19 protein-coding genes and 3 tRNA genes are annotated in these 21,671 nt (G+C 61.2%); 14 read left to right on the forward strand and 8 right to left on the reverse strand.

Annotated elements, in window-relative coordinates; genetic code table 11:
- Nucleotides 1-37 precede the first annotated feature (37 nt).
- The 3 genes from KIH76_RS04420 to KIH76_RS04430 all read right to left on the reverse strand — a co-directional run bounded on the left by KIH76_RS04420 (nt 38) and on the right by KIH76_RS04430 (nt 3,855).
- A complete protein-coding gene (locus KIH76_RS04420; RefSeq protein ID WP_219069507.1) occupies nt 38-823 on the reverse strand; it encodes an ABC transporter permease in 786 nt (261 codons plus the stop codon).
- A gap of 95 nt (nt 824-918) precedes the next feature.
- Nucleotides 919-1,995 carry an ABC transporter substrate-binding protein gene (locus KIH76_RS04425; protein ID WP_219069509.1) on the reverse strand — a complete coding sequence of 359 codons (1,077 nt, stop codon included), beginning with the start codon at nt 1,993-1,995 and terminating at the stop codon, nt 919-921.
- A gap of 795 nt (nt 1,996-2,790) precedes the next feature.
- Nucleotides 2,791-3,855 (reverse strand): nucleoside hydrolase, encoded by a 1,065-nt coding sequence (locus KIH76_RS04430; protein ID WP_214372657.1) that lies wholly within the window; start codon nt 3,853-3,855, stop codon nt 2,791-2,793.
- 170 nt (nt 3,856-4,025) lie between these two features.
- Here KIH76_RS04430 and KIH76_RS04435 point away from each other — a divergent pair, with 170 nt between their 5' ends.
- A complete protein-coding gene (locus KIH76_RS04435) occupies nt 4,026-5,078 on the forward strand; it encodes a LacI family DNA-binding transcriptional regulator (RefSeq protein ID WP_214372655.1) in 1,053 nt (350 codons plus the stop codon).
- Here KIH76_RS04435 and KIH76_RS04440 read toward each other — a convergent pair.
- Together KIH76_RS04440 and KIH76_RS04445 are read right to left on the reverse strand one after the other, a co-directional pair.
- Entirely contained in the window at nt 5,075-5,626 is a 552-nt protein-coding gene (locus KIH76_RS04440) for a DUF6036 family nucleotidyltransferase (RefSeq protein WP_214372653.1), read from the reverse strand. The genes KIH76_RS04435 and KIH76_RS04440 overlap by 4 nt on opposite strands.
- Nucleotides 5,617-6,198, reverse strand: coding sequence for a helix-turn-helix domain-containing protein (locus KIH76_RS04445; RefSeq protein ID WP_338023573.1), 582 nt, complete (start codon nt 6,196-6,198; stop codon nt 5,617-5,619). Before KIH76_RS04445 ends, KIH76_RS04440 begins: the two co-directional genes overlap by 10 nt.
- A 179-nt stretch (nt 6,199-6,377) precedes the next feature.
- Here KIH76_RS04445 and KIH76_RS04450 point away from each other — a divergent pair, with 179 nt between their 5' ends.
- From KIH76_RS04450 to KIH76_RS04475, 6 genes are all read left to right on the forward strand, one after another.
- Entirely contained in the window at nt 6,378-7,400 is a 1,023-nt protein-coding gene (locus tag KIH76_RS04450; protein WP_219069511.1) for a glycoside hydrolase family 43 protein, read from the forward strand.
- Nucleotides 7,401-7,629: 229 nt separating this feature from the next.
- Nucleotides 7,630-8,901, forward strand: a complete 1,272-nt coding sequence (locus KIH76_RS04455) for an ABC transporter substrate-binding protein (RefSeq protein ID WP_219069513.1) — start codon at nt 7,630-7,632, stop codon at nt 8,899-8,901.
- A gap of 166 nt (nt 8,902-9,067) precedes the next feature.
- Nucleotides 9,068-9,943 (forward strand): carbohydrate ABC transporter permease, encoded by an 876-nt coding sequence (locus KIH76_RS04460; protein ID WP_236036824.1) that lies wholly within the window; start codon nt 9,068-9,070, stop codon nt 9,941-9,943.
- Nucleotides 9,943-10,803 (forward strand): carbohydrate ABC transporter permease, encoded by an 861-nt coding sequence (locus KIH76_RS04465; RefSeq protein WP_219069517.1) that lies wholly within the window; start codon nt 9,943-9,945, stop codon nt 10,801-10,803. Before KIH76_RS04460 ends, KIH76_RS04465 begins: the two co-directional genes overlap by 1 nt.
- Before the next feature lie 4 nt (nt 10,804-10,807).
- Nucleotides 10,808-12,055: a family 1 glycosylhydrolase gene (locus KIH76_RS04470; RefSeq protein ID WP_219069519.1), complete on the forward strand. Its 1,248-nt coding sequence runs from the start codon at nt 10,808-10,810 to the stop codon at nt 12,053-12,055.
- A 63-nt stretch (nt 12,056-12,118) separates the two neighbouring features.
- Nucleotides 12,119-14,047, forward strand: coding sequence for a family 43 glycosylhydrolase (locus tag KIH76_RS04475; protein WP_219069521.1), 1,929 nt, complete (start codon nt 12,119-12,121; stop codon nt 14,045-14,047).
- 8 nt (nt 14,048-14,055) lie between these two features.
- Here the strand turns inward: KIH76_RS04475 and KIH76_RS04480 are convergent, their stop codons facing one another.
- Nucleotides 14,056-15,114 carry a LacI family DNA-binding transcriptional regulator gene (locus KIH76_RS04480; protein ID WP_219069523.1) on the reverse strand — a complete coding sequence of 353 codons (1,059 nt, stop codon included), beginning with the start codon at nt 15,112-15,114 and terminating at the stop codon, nt 14,056-14,058.
- A gap of 168 nt (nt 15,115-15,282) precedes the next feature.
- On the opposite strand from KIH76_RS04480, the gene gltX reads away from it, so the two are divergent.
- The 7 genes from gltX (at nt 15,283) to rsmI (ending at nt 20,473) form a co-directional block, all read left to right on the forward strand.
- The gene (gltX, locus tag KIH76_RS04485; RefSeq protein ID WP_219069525.1) at nt 15,283-16,833 is read left to right on the forward strand and encodes a glutamate--tRNA ligase; all 1,551 of its coding nucleotides are present in this window, start codon (nt 15,283-15,285) and stop codon (nt 16,831-16,833) included.
- Nucleotides 16,834-16,990: 157 nt separating this feature from the next.
- Nucleotides 16,991-17,063 (forward strand) — tRNA-Glu (locus KIH76_RS04490).
- An 86-nt stretch (nt 17,064-17,149) separates the two neighbouring features.
- A complete protein-coding gene (locus KIH76_RS04495; RefSeq protein ID WP_219069527.1) occupies nt 17,150-17,665 on the forward strand; it encodes a helix-turn-helix domain-containing protein in 516 nt (171 codons plus the stop codon).
- Nucleotides 17,665-18,519, forward strand: coding sequence for an IS3 family transposase (locus KIH76_RS04500; protein ID WP_219069761.1), 855 nt, complete (start codon nt 17,665-17,667; stop codon nt 18,517-18,519). The genes KIH76_RS04495 and KIH76_RS04500 overlap by 1 nt, the downstream gene beginning before the upstream one ends.
- A 484-nt stretch (nt 18,520-19,003) precedes the next feature.
- Nucleotides 19,004-19,076: transfer RNA gene (locus KIH76_RS04505), tRNA-Glu, on the forward strand.
- A gap of 38 nt (nt 19,077-19,114) precedes the next feature.
- Nucleotides 19,115-19,189 (forward strand) — tRNA-Gln (locus KIH76_RS04510).
- Between the two features lie 342 nt (nt 19,190-19,531).
- Complete coding sequence (gene rsmI / locus KIH76_RS04515; protein WP_236036840.1) at nt 19,532-20,473, forward strand: 16S rRNA (cytidine(1402)-2'-O)-methyltransferase; 942 nt, start codon at nt 19,532-19,534, stop codon at nt 20,471-20,473.
- Nucleotides 20,474-20,535: 62 nt separating this feature from the next.
- On the opposite strand, the gene KIH76_RS11545 is transcribed toward rsmI, so the two are convergent.
- Nucleotides 20,536-20,874 carry a variant leucine-rich repeat-containing protein gene (locus KIH76_RS11545; protein WP_236036825.1) on the reverse strand — a complete coding sequence of 113 codons (339 nt, stop codon included), beginning with the start codon at nt 20,872-20,874 and terminating at the stop codon, nt 20,536-20,538.
- Nucleotides 20,871-21,563: a hypothetical protein gene (locus KIH76_RS04525; RefSeq protein WP_219069531.1), complete on the reverse strand. Its 693-nt coding sequence runs from the start codon at nt 21,561-21,563 to the stop codon at nt 20,871-20,873. Before KIH76_RS04525 ends, KIH76_RS11545 begins: the two co-directional genes overlap by 4 nt.
- Nucleotides 21,564-21,671: the final 108 nt, after the last annotated feature.

The following is a 21,671-nucleotide window of genomic DNA, read 5'->3' on the forward strand; positions in this document are numbered from 1 at the left end:
CGGGGCACCGTCATATAGAGCGATCGACCGGTTGCCGTCACTCGCCTTCGGAGTTGTCGTAGACGGTGTCGTCCTCGCCGAGCGCGAGCCATTCGATCAGCGAGATCAGGCCGAGCAGCACGGCCGTCTCGACGATCACGACCACGGTGGCCGAGAAGATCAACGGCGTGCGGAACGAGTTGAACGCGGCCTGCAGCCAGATGCCGAGACCGTTCATCGCGCCGAGATATTCGGCGGTCGCCGCCGTGCCGAAGATGTACGCGGCGGCGATGCGCACGCCGCCGAAGATCTGGCGCGCGGCCACACGCATCTTCACATGCCACAGCGCCCATGCGCGGGTCGCGCCGCACGTGAGCGCCACATCCTCATAGAACTGCGGCACCGCGGCCAGTCCGCGCGCGGTCTGCACGGCGATCGGGAAGACGCCGAACACGGCGACGATCACGATCTTGCCGAGCGGCTCGAACCCGAACCAGATCATGAACAGCGGCGCGACGGTGATGAGCGGAATCGTCTGCGCGGCGACCAGCAGCGGGAACACCGCGCGGTGCAGCGTCTTCGACAGGTACAGTCCGATGCCGATGACGATGCCGGCGACGATCGCGACCGCGAAACCGACCAGTCCCTCGTACGTCGTGATCGCGGCGGCCGTCATCAGATCGGGCCAGGTGCGAATCATCGACGCGACGATCTGACTGGGCGCGGCGAGCACGCGCTCGGAGACATGCCCGAGCCGCACCGCCAGCTCCCAGACGATCAGCAGGCCACCGACCGTGATGGCCGGCGGCGCGATGACTCCAAGCCAATGCCTGAGATTACGCATTCGATTCCTCTTGCTTGCCATTGTCGTAAGAGCAGGTCTGCCTCGTGATCGTCGAACTTGGGACTGGCCGGCGGACCTTACCGCTTGCGGGCGACTCAGGCCACGTATTCGTTGGTGGCGAGGTCCTTGGCCTGCGGGGCTTCGGCCGGGTCGTTGCCGTCGGCGTCCTTGTAGGTGCCGGCCTTGTACTGGAAGTCGAGGTACGGCTGGGCCTCGTCGAAGTTCACGGTACCGGGCATCGACTTCGGGTCATCGGTGGTCCAGATGTTCTGGTCGACGATCAGCTTCATGGACGCCTTGGCGAGCTTCGGATCGATCTGGGCCTCCTTGGCCGAGTCGACCAGGATATCGGCGGCGTCGTCCGGGTGGGCCAGCGCGTAGTCGTAGCCCTTCTTGGTGGCGGCGAGGAACTTCTTGAGCGCGTCGGCGTTCTTGGAGTCCTTGAGCCAGGAATCCTTCACCGCGAAGCCGAGCTGGTCCGGGTTGCCCGGCACGCCCCAGTCGGAGGCGACGAAGCAGTTGAGGGCCGGGCCGTTGAGCTCGCTCTCCACGCCTTCCCATGTCGCGTAGAAGCCGGCGAAATCGCCCTTGCCGCTGGTCAGCGTCTCGAACGTGTTCGTGCCGGCCGTCGCGGTCTTGAACTCGCCGGTGCCACCCGCGTACTTGATCATCTGCGAGACGACGGCGCTCTGCTCGGCCGAACCGAAGCTCACGAACGTCTTGCCCGACAGGTCCTTCGGGGTCTTGATGTCGGTGCGCGAGGCGAGCGCGCACCAGCGGGCCACCTGCTTCTGCGTCAGATCGAACACGAACTTGAGGCTCGAACCCTGCGCGTTGAACGCGGCCACATTGCTCAGCGTGGTGAAGCCGACGTTCGCGACGCCGTTCTCCACGCTGGATTCCGCACCGGCCTGCGCGGTCGGCAGGATCTTCACGTTCACGCCGGCGTCCTTGTAGTAGCCGAGCTTCTGCGCCACGTACAGGCCGATGTGGTTCGTGTTCGGTGTCCAGTCGAGCATGAACGAGACGGTCGGCGTCTCGGCAGAGTTGCCGTTCTTGGTGGTATCGGAGACGTCGTTCGAGCTGCCGCACGCCGCCATCGTGAATCCGAGCGCCACGGCCGCGGCTGCCGCCACGATCGAACGCATGCCCTTCTTGATCTCAATCCTCATCTTGTCACCTTGCCTTTCGCGCGGCGTTCCGCGCTTTCGTTGCGGTCTGGCGCGCGCCGCGGGAAGGTGAGGAGCCCGCGCGAGACATCAGACCGTCGCATCGACGTCACCGGGCCGCCATGTTTGATGAACACGAGAAACGACCCCGGAAATGGGTTATACGGACGATGCTGTTTTCGTATGATGCAGGCGCGATTGCTGCCACCAATCGCGCGAACGACCCCAAGTATAGGCGAGGTGCTCGATCGGCCCGGCCGGTGCTGGGATGCGTTGGATTTTGTTCCGTGACCGCTTGCCGTTGGCGAACGGGGCCGCTGGTATTTGGGATGGTTGGCTTGTGCCGATGGCGGTCGGATGGGGCTGTTGATCGGTGTCGGTGGTCGGTTTGAACGACGATTGCCGATGCGTTGGCGCGGGATGCTTACTGTATGGCTGATATCGGTTGACCGTTCGTGAAGAGTTTGTGAGAGCGCTCACATTTTTCGTGTCGAATGTTGGTTCGAGTTGCGCAAATGTGATGTTTTGTGATAGTTTTATTCCAGTTACCGATAATCTCCCGATGAGGTGAGTGAATCGGTTAATATAAGTCAAGACATACGATGGCGTACGATTAAGGAGCAACACCATGAACAACGAACCGAACAACCGCGATGCACGTGACGACGAGTCCCAGGACTGGAGCGCACTGTTCGCCGGACTGTCTGCCTGAGTCCCGTATGAACACGGGGCGCGCAGGAAACACGAGGGCCGCACATCCACCGTCGGATGTGCGGCCCTCGTCATAGTTGATGCTTGTCAGTCCCACCCCTGCCAGCGGCGGAACAAGGCCAGCTTTGCGAACAGGTCTCCGAACAGCAGCCGGTTGTCGACCTGCGTGATCACGTGGATGCCGCGCCCGGCCAGCGCATCCGCCTCGCTCACCGGCTCCACGCCGACCGGCCGATCGTCGTCGTCCAGCGTCGGACGCGCGATCGTGATCCACTGGCTTGACGCCGGTTCCCGATCCCACGGCGTCAGCAGGGCGGTCAGGCTCACCAGCGGCGAGTCGCCGAGGCAGTACGCGCCGGTCGGCCGCGTCCAATACCGCTCGCCGTGCAGCCGGATGTTGTCGATCTCGCCGCACAGATACCTGCCCAGTTCACCGCACGGCAGTACGTGCGCGGCCAACTCCGCGGTCGAGACGAGGCACTGCCGGTACGCGTTGCGCGGCACCTGCCACAGCGGGAACGCGCAGTTCGTGAGCAGCATCCGAGCCGCGATCGGGTCGATCTGCGCGTTGTATTCCTTGGCGAGCCGGCCCAGCGGCGCCTCGCCGTACCCCGGATACTCCTGTCCGCCGATCCACACGACCGTCATGCGCTCGGCGATGCGCGGTTCGGTCAGATACGCGCTGATCAGATCGGTCACGCCGCCGCCGGCCACGTAGAACAGCGGCAGATCGGTGTCGTCGCGCATCGCCTCGCGGATGATCGCGTCGCGCGCGGCGCTCGGCCGCGGCGTGTGGTCGTCGGCCAGCGGCAGCTCGGAACCGGCGACGAGCGCATCGTCATAACCGGTTAAGCCCAGCAATCCGAACAGTTTGCGCACGCGGGCCGTGCCGTGCGCGACCGTGTCGCCGGATGGGTCGATGAAGTCGCCGTTGCACAGGTGCGAGACGACGATCAGCCGGATGTCAACCGTCTCGCACAGCACATGGTGCGTCAGCTGGAACAGATCGTCCGGATCGCCGGCGAAATCATTATCGATGATCACGCGGCAGGCCTTGGGGCGTTGCGTCGTGCCGCCGTCCGTGCCGGTCTCGCCGCCCAGCCACGGACTCGTATTCAATGCCCACGTCTTCGTTGGCCGTTCGTCTGCCATAATGATCGCTCCTTTATGCAACACGTTTCCCGTATCCGTTTTGTACAACGATGTAACTACGAGTATAGTGGTAATCCAGTTGACTACGCGGAATGTGTGAAACATTTGCGTTCCAACTTGTGGCGATGGCGCCGTGACCTTGACATTGAACGGACGAGATTGGAGAGTAAATGGTAACTCGGTCTTCCACCAGTGATCATGTCGTTACGATGCGTGATGTCGCCAAAGTGGCTGGCGTGTCGATTAAGACGGTTTCGAACGTCGTCAATAACTATGAGTTCGTTTCCGATGCGACGCGAACGAAAGTGCATAAAGCCATCGACGACCTCGGTTATGTGGTGAACGTGTCTGCCCGCAACCTGCGCCGCGGCCGCACCGGTATCATCGGACTGGCGATTCCCGATCTGCAGATGCCGTATTTCGCGCAGCTGTCGTCGCTGGTGATCGAGGAGGCGAAGAAGGTCGGTCTGCGCGTGATCGTGGAGCCGACGCTGTACTCGCGCGAGGGCGAATTCGATGCGCTGCTCGGCTCGCAGCAGACCATGATGGACGGTTTGATCTACAGCCCGCTGGAACTTGGGCTTGATGATGTGCAGGATCTGACTCTCGACTATCCGATGGTGCTGATCGGAGAACGGATTTTCACGGAACGATTTGACCACATCGCCACGGAGAACGTGGAGGGCGCCAAGCGCGCCACCCAGTATCTGCTGCAGACGGGTTGCCGTCGTGTCGCCGTGATCGGAACTCATCCCGGGGAGACGATTGGATCGGCTGGGTTGAGATTGCGCGGATATCGGGAGGCCTTGGAAGAGGCCGGTGTGGAATATGACGCAAGGCTTGAGTCGCCGTCGCTGATGTGGCACCGAAACAATGGCGTCGAGGCAATGGATAAGCTGCTGGACTCCGGCGTGCGGCCGGACGGCGTCGTGGCGCTTAACGACATGCTCGCCTCCGGCGCGATGCATGCGATCCAGATGCGTGGACTGCGCATCCCCGAGGATATTTCGGTGGTCGGCTTCGACAATTCCGATGATTCGCAGTATCTGTCGCCGGCGCTGACCTCGATCGCACCCGGGCTTGAGGCGGTGGCGCGGCTGTCGGTACGCGTGCTCAACGAGCGCATCGCCGGTCAGAACCCGCTCGGCAATCCAACCGACGCTCCGGTCTTCCGCAAGGTCTCCTCCAGCCTGGTCGTCCGCCAGTCCACCCGCTCGCTCTAGCTTGTCGCTGTTTGGCGAGCCAGTTCCGCCGCCCGATCTTCGATATCCTCCATGAACAGCTCTTGTGATCCGGCTGACCCACCGCCGAAATACTGGTGCACGATGTTGTCGATATCCATCCAGTTCCTGAGATGCAACGCATTGAATAGTACTGCGGCGTCGTCCAGATCCTTCTGGCTGCGTCGGTCACTCATGGCTTTCATGGCGAGCAGATACCGTTGTGAGGCGAATCGGATGGTGAAACCGGCGCGGTCGAAATATGTCACTGGAGCATCGTCTGCATGGATTGGCAGCACATCTCGAACCTGCATGTTCAACCATTGGCGGTCTACGCCGGCATGATGCGATGCGATGGATTCCGCCAACTCCTTTATCTGGCGGTAAGGTTGGAAGACCGAATCCACGTCATGGGTCGCTCGCAGATCAGGGTGGTGGAACATCATCGCGCATCCGCCGTATATCGTCATGGTCCCCGAAATGCCGTGCGCCACGCAGGATTCCGCCAGCTCGTCGATCAGGGACATGAGTTCGCCGCGGGTCATTTCCATTGAAGTTCTCCTTGCGGTAGATAGACGTTGTATGCGAGGAAGTCCGGGTCGGGTTGTGTGGCGGAGCGGTAGATCTTGCGCAGGGGAGTCCATTGAACGGGGAGCCTCAGGTCTGATTCGGCGAGTCCGTGCGCGTTGGGCCAGTGCTGTTGGCGGTAGAGGCCGGCCATAAAGGCTCGCCATTCCTTGTTCGGCAAACGTTTGAGCACGGTTGAAAGATCTTCGAGTGCGTGTGCGGGACTGGCTGAGGAAGATTCCAACAACTCCCTCATGCTGGCCGATATCGGCGGCCAGGAGTCGGCATTGTCTCGACCGGCATAGGAATTGATCGTCTTGATAAGGTCTTCCATGCGCAGCCCGCACATGTCGAGCGTGACCTGTTCCAATGGGCTGAGCGTGATCTGGTAGCCCAGATGCTCCGCAGCGGTCGTGATCTTGCCGAACGCCGGGTCGATGCGTCCGTTCAAGGCGCGTGAGATCAGTGATTCGCTGAGTCCGGTGGCGTGAGCCAATTGCGCCGCGTTCATGCCGCTGCGTTGCATGAGCTGTCGAAGAATCTCAGATGATTGCATATATGCAAGAATATCATATGGCGGCGTTTTGCCAAGACGGCCGCGTTCGCGGAGATGCGGGCGGGGCGGTGGCTCCTCGCTGTGTTTGCGAAGGGAAACGCCGGGTTGTTACATCGTTGTAAGTTTGGTATATTCAACGATGTACATCAACTCACCGTTGAATTGACAAAGGATAAACAATGATTGTTTACCATAATCCAGTCGTGCTGCAGCGCGCGGATCCGTGGGTGCTCAAGGTCGACGGCACCTATTGGTTCACCGCGTCTGATCCGGAGTACGACAAGATCGCCATCCGTCGCGCCCGGACGATCAACGACCTGCAGAAGGCCCCGGAGACCGTGGTCTGGCGCAAACATGAGTCCGGCGTGTGCAGCAAGTACATCTGGGCACCCGAACTGCACCGCATCAACGGCGCATGGTACATCTACTTCGCCGGCGCGGAGCATGAGTTCGAGCCGAGCGGCATGCCGACGCACCGCATGTTCGTGCTCGAGAACACCGACGCCGACCCGACGACTGACAACTGGGTCGAGAAGGGTCAGATCATCACGCCGCTCGACTCGTTCTCGCTCGACGCCACCACCGAGGTGATCGACGGCGTGCAGTACCTCGTTTGGGCGCAGCACGACCCGGCCATCCCCGGCAACTCCAACCTGTACATCGCCCCAATGGCGAACCCGTGGACGCTGGCCGACGACCCGGTCATGCTGTCCAAGCCCGAATACGACTGGGAGTGCGTCGATTTTCTCGTCAACGAAGGCCCGGCATTCCTGTTCCACGACGACAGGATCTTCATCACGTACTCCGCGTCCGGCACCGGCGTGCCGTATGCGGTCGGCCTGCTGAGCGCCGAACGCGGCTCCGATCTCATGGACCCGGCGAGCTGGACCAAGAGTCCGGTACCGGTGTTCAAGACGTGCGCCGAAAACGGCCAGTACGGTCCCGGCCATAACTCGTTCACCAAGTCCGAGGACGGCGCGCAGGATCTGATGATCTACCACGCCCGCAACTACACCGATATCAAGGGCGATCCGCTGTTCGACCCGAATCGTCACGCCCGCGTCGGCGTGGTGCGCTGGAGCGACGACGGCATGCCGGACTTCGGCGTGCCCGAGCCTGACGACCGGTGGACGCCGACGACGACCGACGTGCTGCCGCCGGACGGGGGTCCGCTAGCCGGTCGGTCTGCTTCGGGAAAATAATGCAACATCCGATTTGTACAACGATAGAAAAAGTGCTATTATCAATTCCAACGTTGTAAACGAGCATTGAAGCTCAAACGGTGGGCGGACTGCATAAAGGTGTCATACCGCTCACCGCCGGTCGGAGTCCAACGCCTTTTCGGAGACGAGTTGCCGCGTGTTGCAACGACATCATTCTTGGGAAACCAGGAGAAAATCAAGGAGGAAAACCATGAACCACAGTCAAGCAATGAAGCTGACCGCGCTGACACTGGCGGGAGCGATGACGCTTTCTCTCGGTGCCTGCGGTGAAAGTTCTTCCAATGGGGGCGGTGCTGACGGCGGCACCACGGAAATCAGCGTGTGGAGCGGCTTCACTGAGAATGACGGCAAGGTCGTGCAGGCGATCGCCGATGAGTTCAACAAGTCTCAAGACAAGTACAAAGTGACGATCGAGCAGAACCCGTGGAACGTCATCAACGACAAGCTGCTCTCCGCGATTTCGGCCAAGAACGGCCCTGATGTGCTCACCTACGGTCCGGACACCGCCAAGGGATTCATCGACCAGGGCGCCTTCGTCTCCGTCGATGATTTCTATGCCGATTCCTCCAACGAAACCGATGTATATCGTGAGAATGTCGTTGAAGGCGGAGAGGTTGACGGAACCCACTACGGCGTACCGATGGGACACGCACCGTATTCCGTCTATTTCAACAAGGCCATTTTCGATAAGGCCGGCATCACCGAAGATCAGTATCCCAAGACGTGGGAGGATTTGGCTGAGTTGGCGGCAAAGCTGACCGTAGATGAGAACGGTGACGGCACTCCGGAACAGTACGGCATTGCGCTGGCGGATAAGGATGCCGGCTATTTGCCGACGTTCCTGCAGGCGGCCGGCACTGATCTCGTGGTCGACGGCAAGGCGAACCTCGACTCCGACGTGGCGAAGGAGACCCTGACCTGGATTCGCGACAACTTCTACGCCAAGAAGAGCTCCCCGACCAACCTTTCGCTGGTCGACGGCCAGAGCCTGTTCATTTCAGGTAAAGCCGCGATGTTCTGGATCGGACCGTGGATTGTCAACACCGCCAAGGAGAAGGGCATTGAGACCGGCACGTTTGAAATGCCGAAGGGCCCGAAGGAGCAGGTCACTCAGGCTGCGTCCACTTACTGGTACGCCACTTCGCAGATCGATGGCGACGAAGCCAAGACCGCTGCCGCCTATGCGTGGATGAAGTACTTCAACTCCAAGGACAACCAGATCAAGTGGGCGCTCGAGGCGAACTATCCGGCCAACCGTACCGACATCACCGAGGACGAGATCAAGGACAATGCACTGATTGCCCAGATCAATCCTTACATGGACAAGACGAAGCTCATGCTGGGCAGCGTCCCGACCGGTTTCGCCGATGTGCAATCCGAACTCAACGCGCTGGGGCCGAAGCTGTCTGCCTCCACTGGTGATATCTCCGCCATGCTCAAGGCATCCAACGACAAGATCCAGGGATATATCGAGCAGTAGATCGGTGCGATGACAGTTCCCGATCTGTGAAATAGATGGGCGGCGACTGGCAACGGCCGTCGCCCATCGCAACGTCGGAAGGACGACAATGAGTAGCGCAAATTCCTCCTCTTACAAACCGCCTCGTTCTATTGTTACCGTCGACTCGCCGCGCCGGGTAAACGGTATGAAGCGAGCACAGACTCGCGTCGGCTGGCTGTTTTCTGCGGCGGCGATTGTGATTATCGGCATGTTCGTGTTCTATCCGGCGTTCTACGCGCTGTATATGAGCTTCACCAATGCGACTGGCTTCAACAAGCCAAAATTCATCGGTCTTCAGAATTACGTGAAGCTCTTCACCAATGCGGATGCCATGCGTGCGCTCGCCAACACCGCCATCTACACGGTGATGTATATGCCGTTGCTCATCATCGTCGCGCTTGCCGTCGCCATGCTGCTGAACCGTGATGATCTGCCGCTACGTGGTTTCTTCCGTTCCGCGATCTTCCTGCCGTTCGTCATCTCGATGGCCGTGGCCGCGATGGCATGGCAGTTCATCCTCGACCCGAATCTCGGCTTCCTGCCGTATTGGCTGTCCAAGATCGGCATTCGCATGGGCGACGTACTCGGCAGCACGACATGGGCGCTGCCCACGGTCACCATCGTCGGCATCTGGAAGAACTTCGGCTACTTCATGGTCATTTTTCTGGCTGGCCTTCAAGGAGTCTCTCACGAACTGTATGAGGCGGCAGAACTTGATGGATGCGGTCCGTGGCGCAAGTTCACTGCGGTCACATTGCCCGGTCTGCGTTCCACGATGACCTATGTCATCATCATGGCACTCATCCAGTCGTTCCAGGCATTCGACCAGATCTACGTGATGACTTCCGGCGGTCCGGATCATATGACCGAAACCGTCGTCTACCGCATCTACACCGAAGGCTTCCGCAACTTCCACCTTGGTTCCGCTTCGGCGTTGAGCTATGTGCTGCTCATCGTCACGTTCATCGTGGGCGTGATCCAGCTGGTCATCAACAATCGTCATGAGAAGGAGGATCTGTGATGTCCGTACAGAGCCGTTACCTGAGCCCGAAGGTCATTGTCGAACGTATCGGCGTGTATGCTCTGTTGATCCTGACCTCGTTGATCACCATCTTTCCGTTCTTCGTGTGCCTGATCACTTCGTTCGCGCCGAACAAGGACATCAATGTCTGGCCGCCGAAACTGATTCCTTCGTCGTTCACGCTCGACAATTACGTCCAGCTGTTTGCTCGTATTCCGGTTGGGCGTCAGTTCCTCAATTCGATCCTATTCGCGGGTGGTGTGACGCTGTTTTCGGTGATCTTCGACTCGCTCGCCGCCTATGCATTGTCTCGATTGGATTTCCGCGGTCGTAACGCGTTGCTGTTCACGCTCATCGCCAGCATGATGATCCCGTATCAGGCGCTGCTCATTCCGACCTATCGCATGCTGTCGGCAGCTGGCCTTGTCGGTTCGTACAACATGGTCGCCATGATCATCCCCCGCATGGCGGATGTGGCGGGCATCTTCCTGCTGCGCCAGTTCTTCATTTCGCTGCCGCGTGATCTTGACAATGCGGCCCGAATCGACGGCGCCGGTGAATTGCGTGTGTTCTGGTCGGTGGTGTTGCCGAACGCGAAGCAGGGGCTGTTCACGCTTGCTTTGTTCAATTTCATGAACAACTGGAACGATCTGTTGTGGCCGCTGATCATGACCTCGAAGACGGAGGACCGTACGCTAATCGCCGGCCTGTCGCTGCTCAACGGTTCGGTTGGCGGTGCGATTCCGTACGGCATCATGATGGCCGGTTCCGTAATCGCCGCCGTGCCTCTGGTGATCGTGTTCGCGTTCGTGCAGAAGCAGTTCGTCGAAGGCGTCGCCATGAGCGGCATGAAGGGGTAATCCGATGACCAAATGGTTTGAACATGGCGAGAGGCTCAACTTTTCCTTGGGCATTGAAGATACGTTCATTCCCCAAACCCGACCGGGAATGCGCGCCTTGGACGAATATGAGCTGACGGGCCATTATGAGCACTGGCACGAGGATCTCGGCTTGATCTCCGAAACCGGTGCCAACCAGGTGCGCTGGGGCATTCCGTGGTATCTGGTCAATCCCGAACCGGGCGTATTCCGATTCGATTGGCTCGACCAGGTTGTGGATCGTTTTGAGGAGCTCGGCGTCGACGTGATCGTCGATCTCATGCATTACGGCACGCCTCTATGGATGGATAACAGTTTCATCAACCATGATTACCCGCAGTACGTCGCTGAGTATGCGGCGACGGTCGCCGAACGGTACCGTGGTCGGCTGAATATCTGGACGCCGCTCAATGAGCCGCTGTTGAACATGATGTACTGTGGCCAGTATGGCTACTGGCCCCCATATCTGACCGGTGACGACGGATTTGTCAAGCTGTTCCGGCAGATCACACGGGGCATGATCCTCACGCAGAACGCCATCGCCGACGTGGATCCGGAAGCCAGTTTCGTCAACGTCGAAGCGTCGTTCCGCTTCGGTGGCGACCGTGACGCGTACCGTGACGAAATCGAGTTTCTTGAGCATCGTCGGTTCCTCGTCGAAGATACGATCATGGGCCGTGTGGATGATTCGCATCCACTGGCGGGTTGGCTTGCTCGTCATGGTCTGAGCGATGATGATCTGCAATGGTATCGTGATCATGCGGTTATGCCTGATGTGATCGGGGTGAATTATTATCCGCAGGTTTCCACGGTGAATTACGTTGCCGGGGATCCTCATGACGGTTCGCCGTATGACCCGATGCCATTCCGCAACGATGGCGTTGAAGGGTTGAAGGAAGTACTTACGCTGTTTTCGCAACGGTATGGGTTGCCTGTGTACCTGACCGAAACCTGTTCTCCGGGACCGGTGGAGGAGCGTATTCGCTGGTTGCATGAATCGGTGGCTGCCGTCGATGGGCTGCGGTCGGAAGGCATGAACCTCATCGGGTACACATGGTGGTCGTTGTTCGACATGATGTACTGGGTGTACCGGGACGAGAACAAGCCCGCGGAACACTATCTGGCCCAAATGGGATTATGGGACCTGCGCGCCAATGACCGTCACTCGTTTGATCGCGTACGGACGGCGGCGGTTGATGTATATCGGCAACTGGCTGACGCGCATCGAGCTTGATCGTAAACCATACGGCAACCGGATATGTTCTGATTGCACCCCACCTATTGAGGATAAAGTCATATGACGGCATACACATTGCTGGCTTATACGGTCGCGGGTGAGCCGCGGTATGAGAATCCGGCTTATCCGGGATTGTCCGGTCTCAATTGCGATCTGGATGATTCTATTCACCTGGCGATCAGCCGCGATGGGAACCCTGCCGAACCGCTGCACGATGGCACGGGAGTGGTTTTTGCGAAGGCCGACTATACGACAGACGATCCCCGTGCGGTGACCAAGACGCTGATCGATCCGTGGTTGTTCCGAACGGCGGATGGTTCATTGGCCTGCTGTGCGGTACAGCGCAACGAGAATGCTCCCGATCCGGCAAGCAAGGGTTGCGTGATGATCATCCGTACCAACGGTTCCATTGCCGATTTCGGGGATCCGGAAGCGTTGCGTGTGGGTGTGAGCGACATCCGGCACCCTGCTTGCTGGTGGGACGCCGGCCTTTCCCGATACGTGCTGTCATGGGAAGAATGCGGTACCCTGCGTCAGGGTCATAGCCGCGAGCTTGCTGAAGTCGACGGTATCGAGACGGCACAACCTGAGACGCTGGAACGTCGGCGAGCAGCGCTGGCTGAGGCTGGTTCGGTTGCGCCAGCGCTCAGGCCGTCGGTGTCTCCGGTTGCTACCGGCGTACCGCGTGCCATCGTTGGCAACATGCTGTCGATTGAGACCGATGAAGCCGTTAATCTGGAACGTCGGCTCAACCACGTTCGGCATGTGTCGGTCGATGAGCCCGTGCTGGAAGTCCCGGTTGCCGTGGGCGACGGCGAGCCTGCGATCGCGTTCGACGAACTTCCAAAGGCGACATGTCGATACAGTGATGGTTCCATCCACGCGAAGCCTGTTGCATGGAGCCGTGACCAGTTCTCGGCCATTGATTGGTCGGTTCCCGGCAAGTATCGCATTGATGGTGTTATCCGGCGGACGATCTATCCATTCCCATTCATGGATGAGATGATCTCCGATCCGTATGTGTATCACATCGGTGATCGGTATGTCATGTGCTGCACCCAGATGCATGATGTGGCATTTCGTGTCAGCGACACGATTGATGACCTACGCGAATCCCCGTGGGTTCCCGTGTTTCACATGGATGGCGGTGATTATGATGGACTGGCTAATCTGTGGGCGCAGGAATTACACGTGGTCGACGGCGTGCCTTGTGTGTTCACCACCATCGGTCTGAATGGCTGGAGTTCCGTGCAGTGCCAGGTGTTCCGGTGCCTTGGTGATTTGCTTGATCCTCAGTCGTGGGAGGGGCCTCATCCTGTAGTCCGCCCGAACGGACTGCCGCTGTCCGGCGACAATGGCATTGGTCTTGACATGACGTATTTCGAAGTGGACGGCGTGCACTACGTCATGTGGTCGGGACGTGATTTTCTGGATAAAACACCCGGGCGGGAAGTCATGGATCCCGCGGCCCTGTACATCGCGACTGTCAATCCCGACAGGCCGTGGCAGCTGACCAGCGAGCCGCAGCTGGTAATCAGACCGGAATACGGCTGGGACCGTTGCGAGAGCGAGGTGGACGAGGGACCATATTTGCTGCGCCACGGCGACGATCTGTTTGTCACGTTCTCAGGGGCGAGCACGGCATTGCCGGATCTGTACTGTCTAGGGTTGCTACGCGCGAAAGCCGGGGATAACTTGCTTGATCCTGCTTCATGGCAGTGCCTTGGATATCCTGTGCTGACCAAAGAAAGCGTTCCGGGAGAATATGGGCCGGGACATAACATGTTCGTCCGTGACGCCAAGACAGGTGATGATCTGATGGTGTTCCACGCGGTGCCGCGTGATGCGAACGGTCATTCGCTTGATCGACGTATGGGGATCCGTCGTGTGCATTGGAAGTCGGACGGCACCCCAGACCTGGCGATGACTCCTGAGCGAGACCTGAATGAGCAACTTAGGACGGTGATATTGACCATCTCGGTGCGATGAACAAAGAGTCAGCGTGAAGAGTCACGCTCGACAAGCTCGCAGGGAACCATGGCGGTGATGAATCCGGAAGTGTCAACTGTGACCGCATGCTCCGAGGGATCGACGGAACGTAGCGGGTCTGTTCCGTCAATACGTGCGCAGAGCAAAGCAATCGCCGTACGCGCGACTGATCGCAGTCTTGGATTCACTGAGCTGAGCGATGGCGCGAAGTACTGTGCGTCGATCGAATCGTCGTATCCTACGACCTTCACGTCGTCGGGGACGAGTACGCCGCGCCGGCGCAGCTCCTGCATCACGCCCATTGCCAACAGATCGTTCATGCACACGATGCCGTCGACCTGCAGCCCATTGCGAAACAGCGTACCTGCCGCGGAGGCTCCGGCCGGTTGATTCCAGATGTCGGCCGGAATTTCCATCGATATGTCTACGGTGATGCCCGCATCATTCAATGCACGGCGGTATCCGTTGAGTCGCAAGGGCTCGGATGCGGTTCCTCTGCCTCCGACGCCGACGATTGCGACGCGACGACATCCTTTCTTTATCAATGATGTCGTCGCGAGGTAAATGCCTCGCTCATTCTCAGTGGTCACGCGGTCGCGTGTGTCGAGGCGCATCTGCTCGCCGATCAGCACAATCGGATAGTCAACGTCCAGCATGTCGGCGTCATTGTTGGTCAGGTGGCATGGCGAAAGCAGCAAGCCGTCGATCAATGATGCAAACGACCCGTGCAGTAGCTCGATTTCGTCCGCGCGATTCGTTCCGGCATCGGCGAAGATCACGCGGCGGCCGGCGGTACGCGCCTCCTCGGCCAGGCAGGAGTACAGCTCCGCGAAATACGGCAGCCGCATGTTCGGCAGCGAAATGCCGATGACGTTGCTGCGTCCTTCGCGCAGACTTTTTGCCACCACGTTCACCGAATACCCAAGTTCATCGATTGCGGTGAGAACTTTGCGCCGTGTGGAGTCCTTGACAAACCGGTATCCGTTTACCACGTTAGAAACTGTTTTCAACGAAACTCCCGCGCGCTTCGCCACATCGTTCATCGTTACGTGTCGCTGCGCCGCCATATCGGCCTCCGTCATCTGTTCATCGTTGTCAGTCCAGTGTATCGCCGACGTTTGCGATGTACGCCAATGCCGTAAGTCGAACTCGACGATCATCACATTTGCACGCCGGCCATCACGTTCTGCCGGTGCCGTTCCTCACGTCCCGCTTGCGCGGCAGAATAAGGGATTATGACTGAAGCTGAAACCAATTCCGCAACCACTGACAACACGAAGGACGGCAAGCCCGCCCTGCCGAAGGACGTGCGTGTGCGCTTCTGCCCGTCACCGACCGGCACGCCGCACGTCGGCATGGTCCGCACCGCCCTGTTCAACTGGGCCGAAGCCCGCGCCACCGGTGGCAAGCTGATCTTCCGCATCGAGGACACCGACGCGGCCCGCGACTCCGAGGAAAGCTACAACCAGATCCTCGAGGCCCTGCGCTGGCTCGGCATCGACTGGGACGAGGGCATCGACGTCGGCGGCCCCCACGGTCCGTACCGCCAGTCCGAGCGCGGCGACATCTACCGCGACGTGGCAGCCAAGCTGCTCGAGGCCGGCTACGCGTACGAGTCCTTCTCCACGCCCGAGGAGATCGAGGCGCGCAACGTCGCCGCCGGTCGTCCGAAGGAGTTCGGCTACGACGGCTACGACCGCAACCTGACCGAGGAGCAGAAGGCCGCGTTCCGCGCCGAGGGCCGCAAGCCCGCGCTGCGCCTGCGCATGCCGGACGAGGACATCGCGTTCGACGACCTGATCCGCGGCACCATCGAGTTCAAGGCCGGTTCCGTGCCGGACTACGTGATCGTGCGTCCGAACGGCGACCCGCTGTACACGCTCACCAACCCGGTCGACGATGCGATGATGGACATCAACGTCGTGCTGCGCGGCGAGGACCTGCTCAGCTCCACCCCGCGTCAGATCGTGCTCTACCGTTACCTCGAGGAACTCGGCATCGCCAAGACCACCCCGCTGTTCGGTCACATGCCGTACGTGATGGGCCAGGGCAACAAGAAGCTCTCCAAGCGCGACCCGGAGTCCAACCTGTTCAACCACCGCGACGCCGGCTTCATCCGCGAGGGCCTGCTCAACTACCTCGCGCTGCTCGGCTGGTCGATCGCTCCGGACCGCGATGTGTTCTCGATGGAGGAGATGATCGCCAAGTTCGACGTGCGCGACGTGAAGGCCAACCCGGCCCGCTTCGATCTCGACAAGGCGATCTCGATCAACGCCGAGCACATCCGCATGCTTGATCCTGCCGATTTCCTGCGTCGCTCGGTGCCGTACCTGCACCGCGACGGTGTGGTGTCCGCTGATTCCTGGGACGAGCTGACCGACCGCGAGCGTGAGATCCTGACCGCCGCCGCGCCGCTCGTGCAGCCGCGCGTGCGTCTGCTCGGCGAGGTTTCCGGCATGGTCGGTTCGCTGCTGTCGACTGAGGGCTACCTCGAGCCGGCGGACGACGCGAAGAAGCAACTCAAGGATTCCTCCGCTGCCGTGCTTGATCTGGCGATCGCGGCGCTTGAGGGCGTGTCCGAGGCTGACTGGAAGACCGATCTGCTGCACGAGACGCTGAACAAGGCGCTCGTGGAGGACGGCGGCTACAAGCCGCGCCTGGCGTTCGGCCCGGTGCGCGTGGCTATGTCCGGCCGTCGCGTCTCGCCGCCGCTGTTCGAGTCGATGGAGATCGTCGGCCGCGAAGTGTCGCTGGCGCGTCTGAAGGGTCTGCGCGAGCACCTGTGACCTGTATCTTTATGCTGAAATGGGCGAAATCGGGTTCGATTTCGCCCATTTCAGCATGGCGCGACACGCCCGGGGTTGCGGTAATGGATCATGTTCCCGTATATTCATGAATTCGTCGCGGTTCGCTGTGACGCGGCGGAAACGCCGGATAACTTAAGCCCCCATCGTCTAGCGGTCTAGGACTACGCCCTCTCACGGCGCCAACACCGGTTCAAATCCGGTTGGGGGTACGGATCACAAGGCCTCGGGTTCTGAACCGCACCCCGATTGTTGGACTGGAATAATTCAGATTCGATGATCGGAGGTGCGGTTTCTCATGTCCGGGGATCGCAGACGTCATTACGACGATGATTTCATGCGGGTCGTTGCCGGTTTGATCCGGGATGGCGCTGGCAGGGGTCTTCTTGCCCGCCGGCTTGGCGTGCCCTACAGCACCGCGAGAAAATGGGTGTTGTCATACCGGTTCGGCGGGGAGGCGGCGCTCATGGGAGAACGCAAGGGCAACAAGGTCTACGATTACGAGACGAAGCTTTCGGCGGTGCTCGACCATGTGGAGCATGGCCTGACGAAGGCCGAGGTCATGGCCAGGTACGGGATCGCCAGCCTCGCCCCGTTGGAGCGCTGGTGCCGGGAGTATCGTACGGGAGGCGCGGACGCGCTGCGCCCGAGGCCCAAGGGCAGACCGAAGGGCGCGAAGTCCAAACCGAAGCCGTCTCCCACGCGCGAGCAGCTCCTCGAGGAGGAGAACGCGTACCTCAGGGCGAGGGTCGCGTACCTGGAAAAAGCCCGCGCCCTGCCGGCGTCGAGGTCACCAACCGGGACAAGTCGGTGATCGTGTCGGCGTTGGCGGGGCTGGGACATGGGCTCGCGCACCTGTTGAAGGCGGCGGGGCTGGCGCGGAGCACCTACTACCATCTCCTGTCCCGTCCCGGACGGGTGACCCGGCCGGACATCGAGCCGATGGTCGCCGAGGTCTTCGCCCGCACGCCCAACGGGTGCGGGCACCGGCAGGTGCGCATGTGCCTCGTACGCGAGTTCAAGGTGCGCGTGAGCCACAAGAGCGTGCTGAAGGTCATGCGCCGCATGGGATTGAAATGCGCCATACGCCGTCCGAACCCGTACCGCAGGTACAGTTCCTACAAAGGCGAGACGGGCGCCAAGGTACCGAACCTGCTGGAACGCGACTTCGCGGCCGGCCGGCCCTGGGTGAAGCTGGGCACGGACGTCACCGAGTTCAGGGTCGCCGGCGGCAAGGCGTACCTCGCGCCCGTGTACGACATGGGCTCCAAGGAGATCCTGGCCTGGGACGTCAGCCGGCATCCCGACCTGGCCCAGCAGCAACGCCTGCTCGCCATGCTCGAGGCCCGCCTGCCCGCCGGCGCCGGTCCCATACTCCACTCCGATATGGGATGGCAGTACCAGCACGAATGGTGGCGCAACAGGCTCACCGGGTTGAACATCCGCCAGTCCATGAGCAGGAAGGGCAACTGCATCGACAACGCCGCGACCGAGCAGGTGTTCGGCCATCTCAAGGACGAGTTCTACACCGGGCGTGAATTCCCGTCCTTCGAGGAGTTCAAGGCCGGGTTGGACGCGTACATCGTGCACTGGAACACCAAACGACGCCAGATACGACTGGAGGGACACACCCCGGAGGAATTCCGGGACATGTCCCTCACAGCCTGATCAGGTACCCTTAATAAACCACGTCCAACTTACGGGGCGCAGTTCATTCGCCCGGGGCCTTGTTTCGTTTCATCGTCGTGTCTCGTCCAGCCGGCGGAGCCGCGTCCGGCGATTCCTTGAATTCTTCCCGGGCATACGGCCGGCTGCGGCCTGTGAAACGGCCGTATGCCCGGGCGGTACGGTGTGTTGCGGCGTGTGTTCCCGGGCATACGGTCGGTTTGGTGCCTGCAACCGGCCGTATGCCCGGGGTTGTACAGGGCGCGGATCGCCACGCAGGAGGAGCTGTGTGGCGGGAGTCATGCTCGCGGGGTGCGGACTGTGGAGTGCCGGAGTACGGACTGCGGGGTGTGATCGATCTGAAGCAGGGTGCCGGTGGATGCCAAAACTGTTGGAAAATGGCTCGACACGCCGTAAGTTGCGCAAAGGTGGACTCTCGCGTATATTAATCACTCGTTGCACAGTTCGCTGCACAACGAAAACTGAAGCCCCCATCGTCTAGCGGTCTAGGACTACGCCCTCTCACGGCGCCAACACCGGTTCAAATCCGGTTGGGGGTACGACGGCTGACTCTTCGGAGTTGGTACGCCAGCCAAATTGGGATGTGGTGTAATTGGCAACACAGCTGATTCTGGTTCAGCCATTCTTGGTTCGAGTCCAGGCATCCCAGCCAATGAGCCCTCGCGAAATGCGAGGGTTTTTTGTTTTCCCGGACAATCCCAGTGTTCTAATCGAAAGTGGACGCTGAGCCGGCCTTGGGCGTCCGTTTTCCGCCAGAAAGCCGTTGTTCTGGGCGGAAACGTCCTCGATATGTCGTTGCAGCGTCCGTTTTCCGCTAGAAGGAGCTGCTCGTTGATCGAAAGCCCCGTCGGACGCGGTGCCGAGGATGAGAGATATGGAGTGACGGTACCTAGTGTGCGGAATACTGGGAGCCATGACATATGTGAATGAAGGGCAGTCCGGAACCACTCTCGATCCCGCGCCGGTCGACGGTGCGGCGGACGCGACGGGCGATATGGGGGTGCCGGGCGCGTCGCCGATCGCCGGTGCGCAGGAACCGGAATCGGTCATCACGATCCCGCGCGGCACCGTCGTGCTGGCGGCCACGCCGATCGGCAACGTCGGTGACGCGTCGGCCCGGCTGCGCGCGCTGCTCGCCGACGCCGATATCGTCGCGGCCGAGGATACGCGCCGGCTGTATGATCTCGCCAACCGGCTCGGCGTGCATGTGAACGGCACCGTCGTCGCGTATCACGACCATAACGAGCGCAACAAGGCCGATGGTCTGCTCGACCGCGTGGAAACCGGCGCGACCGTGCTCGTCGTCTCCGACGCAGGCATGCCGACGATCAACGATCCGGGACTGGCGATCGTGCGCCGCGCGATCGAACGGGGGCTTCCGGTCACCTGCGCGCCTGGTCCTTCGGCCGTGCTCGACGCGCTCGCGCTGTCCGGCCTGCCGACCGACCGCTTCTGCTACGAGGGATTCCTGCCGCGCAAGCACTCCGAGCGCGTGCAGCATCTGCGTATGCTGCTCTCCGAACGCCGCACGATCGTGTTCTACGAGACGCCGCACCGCATCGCCGAGTCGATGGACGACCTGCTTGACGGGTTCGGACCGAACCGTCCGATGGCGCTGTGCCGCGAGCTGACCAAGGATTACGAGGAGATCCGCCGCGGAACGGTGGCCGAGATCCGTCAGGGCGTGATCGACGATCCGCCGCGCGGCGAGATCGTGCTTGTGATCGGCGGCGCGTCCGACGAGGAGGCCGCGGCCGCCGCGCCCGCCTCGCTGAGTGTCGAGGAGCTGGCCGTGCTCGCGATCGATCGCGCGCTCGACGACGGGCTGCGCATCAAGGACGCGATCGCGCAGGTCGCCCAGGAGCATCCGCTGCCGGACGGCTCGCTGCCCAACCGCAAGCAGATCTACGCCGAAGTGCTCAAGATCAAGGGCTGATCCGGACGGTTCGCCCTGGCCGGTGCATGACGGGCCGAGTCGGACGGGCCGGTGACCGTCGCTCACCCGTCGAGCAGGATGGTGAGCGCCTCGCGTACTCCGGGGCCGCCGGCCTGCGCCACGTATTCGAGCAGCGCCGCATCCGCGCGCGGGTTCGCCACGAGCCAGCGGCGCAGTTCCGGCGCCTCGCGGGCGATATGCCACAGGATGTCCGTGTCGGTGGCCGGATCGCATGCGACCAGCGGGGTGAGCAGCAGCGGCGGCTGCGGGGGAGACAGTGCCTCGTCTCCGTCCGATCCGCCGTCGTGCCGCCCGTCGGGATCCGTCCGCGGCAGTCGTCGCAGTCTGCCGACGCGCGGGTCGAGACGGCGTCGCGCGGCATGCTTCCGGCGGCCGATCATGGCCGTCTCATGTCCTCGAACAGGACGCGCGCGGCCGAGGCTCGCGGCCAGAACGGGTTGCGGTCGAGAATGTGCAGGCAATCGTCCGCCGTCACACGGTATTCGGTCATCAGGTCGGAGATGGTTGCGCCGCAGTCGGGCTCGTCGACCGGCAGCAGCGACAGATCGCAGACCGTGCGCGCCGGCGTCGTCACGCGCGTCTCTCCGATCTGGATCAGATGTTCGGGCGGGCTTTTGCGGTTGAACACACGTATCTTGCGGCTGTGCGCCGCCGCCCGGTAATGCGATCGCGAGATCACGTCGACGGTGTTCGGGAACGTGCCGCCCAGCCACACCCATGCCGCGGTCAGCGCGCACACGGTGGCGTTGCGCGGCACCATGTCGGCCAGGATCGTGGCGCGGCCGTACAAGGTCGTCGCGTGGGATCGCTGGTAGCCGCTGGACGAATCCAGCCGGGAGAGGGAGCCGTTGGCGATCAGCATGTTGAGACTGAGCGGGCCGGGAAGGTCGCGCTCGGTCAGCAGCGGCTTGTCTTCGCGCGCGGTGTGCGGAGACGTCGACGATGGTGTGGATGACGGTGCGGACGATGCCGCGGGCGGCGTGGCCGGGCCGGGTGATCCGGCGGGCAGGTGTGGAGCGGATGGCGCGGCCGGTGCGTCGGCGGCAGGTGCGGTGATCGTATCGTTCATACCGACCGACCGTAACGGTTCGATGCGGCGCGCGCCAGCGACGGCCTCGCGGATGTGGATAAGTCTGTGGATAACTGTGAGTAAATGTGGATAACCGTGTGGATAATT

It is taken from the genome of Bifidobacterium simiiventris (genome assembly GCF_019331715.1).
GTDB lineage: Bacteria > Actinomycetota > Actinomycetes > Actinomycetales > Bifidobacteriaceae > Bifidobacterium > Bifidobacterium simiiventris.